Source organism: Spirillospora sp. NPDC049652, from assembly GCF_040675125.1.
In the GTDB taxonomy this organism is placed as follows: domain Bacteria; phylum Actinomycetota; class Actinomycetes; order Streptosporangiales; family Streptosporangiaceae; genus Spirillospora.
This window is the reverse complement of the sequence record NZ_JBFAOF010001328.1, coordinates 1-1563: the sequence shown is the minus strand read 5'-3', so window position 1 is coordinate 1563 and position 1563 is coordinate 1. Positions and strand designations below refer to the sequence as shown.

Annotated in this window: 2 protein-coding genes; both read left to right on the top strand. The window is 73.4% G+C overall.

The features are described 5' to 3' along the window. Positions 1 to 467 (top strand): phosphotriesterase family protein (locus AB0J52_RS39880; RefSeq protein ID WP_500188345.1); only part of this gene is annotated, 467 nt, incomplete at its 5' end. A gap of 170 nt (positions 468 to 637) precedes the next feature. Next, a partial coding sequence (locus tag AB0J52_RS39875) for a S1C family serine protease (RefSeq protein ID WP_500188344.1) occupies positions 638 to 1563 on the top strand: 926 nt, incomplete at its 3' end.

The following is a 1563-nucleotide window of genomic DNA, read 5'->3' as shown; positions in this document are numbered from 1 at the left end:
CCGGCGCGCCGGTGACCGTCCACACCCACAGCGCGTCCCACAGCGGACGCGCCGCGCTCGACCTGCTGCGCGAGGAGGGCGTGGACCTCGCCAAGGTCGTCGTCGGCCACGCGGGCGACTCCAACGAGCTCGGCTACCTGATGGAGCTGGCCGACACCGGCGCGATCCTCGGCATGGACCGGTTCGGCCTGGACGCCTACAACCCGACGCCCGACCGGGTCGCGACCGTCGCCGCGCTGTGCGCGCGCGGCTACGCCGACCGGATGGTCCTCAGCCACGACGCGTCCTGCTTCATCGACTGGTTCGGGCCCGACCCGGACGCGCTGCGCCCGGTGATGCCGAACTGGCACTACGGCCACATCACCGACGACGTGCTTCCGGCGCTGCGCGAGGCCGGGGTCACGAGCGAGCAGATCGAGCAAATGCTGGTCGCCAACCCACGCCGGTACTTCACCCCCGCCTCCTGAGTCCCGGACGGCGGGAGCCGCGGACGTCCGGATCAGGTGATCCGGGCCGCCTTCTCCAGCGATCCCGAACATTTCCGCTTCGCGGTGCGTTTCATGGAGTAGAGCCGCCGAGGTGTAAATGCGACGCAGCGGGTATCCCGTCCGCGTTCGTGCGGCGCGGAGGAGGCGTGATGCACCCTGTCCCGGACCGCGACGTCCCCGGCCCCGGCGGGTCCCGCTCGGCCGCGGGCTGGCTGGTGCTGCTGGCGCTGGCGGGGCTCGCGGCCTTCCTTCTGGCGAAGCCGATCCTCACCGGTCCGGTGAGCGGCCTGCCCGCCGTCGCGGAGTCGCCCTCGCCGTACACGGTGCACCGGCCCGCCGGAGGCGTGCGCGGCGGCGGCATCGTGAACGTCGACACCGAGCTCGGCTACCGGGGAACCCTCGCCGCGGGCACCGGCATCATCCTGGACCGCAACGGCCTGGTCCTCACCAACAACCACGTCATCCAGGGCGCGACCGCCATCACGGCGACCGACACCCGCACCCGCGTGAGCTACACCGCGCACGTCGTCGGCTACGACAGGTCCAACGACGTCGCCGTCATCCGGCTGAGCGGCGCGAAGGGGGCCGGGCTCAAGCCCGCCGCGTTCGGCGACTCGGGCAAGGTCTCGGAGGGCGACCAGGTCACCGCGAAGGGCAACGCGGGCGGCAAGGGCGGCGCGCCGAAGGTCGCCCGGGGCAAGGTCACCGCGCTGGACCAGACGGTCGTGGCGCGCGACGACTCCGACGGGTCCTCGGAGAAGCTGTCCGGGCTGATCGAGACGGACGCGGCGATCCGGCCGGGCGACTCCGGCGGGCCGCTGTTCAACGCCGCGGGCGAGGTGGTCGGCATGGACACCGCCGCGTCCGCCGGGTTCAAGATGAACAAGCAGGGCAAGGGCCGCGGGTTCGCCATCCCGATCAACCGGGCGCTGGCCATCGCCGAGCAGATCCGGCGGGGGCGCGCCGGTCCGAAGGTGCACATCGGGCAGACCGCGATGCTCGGCGTCCAGGTCCGCGCGGTGGAGGGCGACCGCGACTCGGGCGGCGGGCGGGGCGGCGGCGCCGAGGTGGCGTC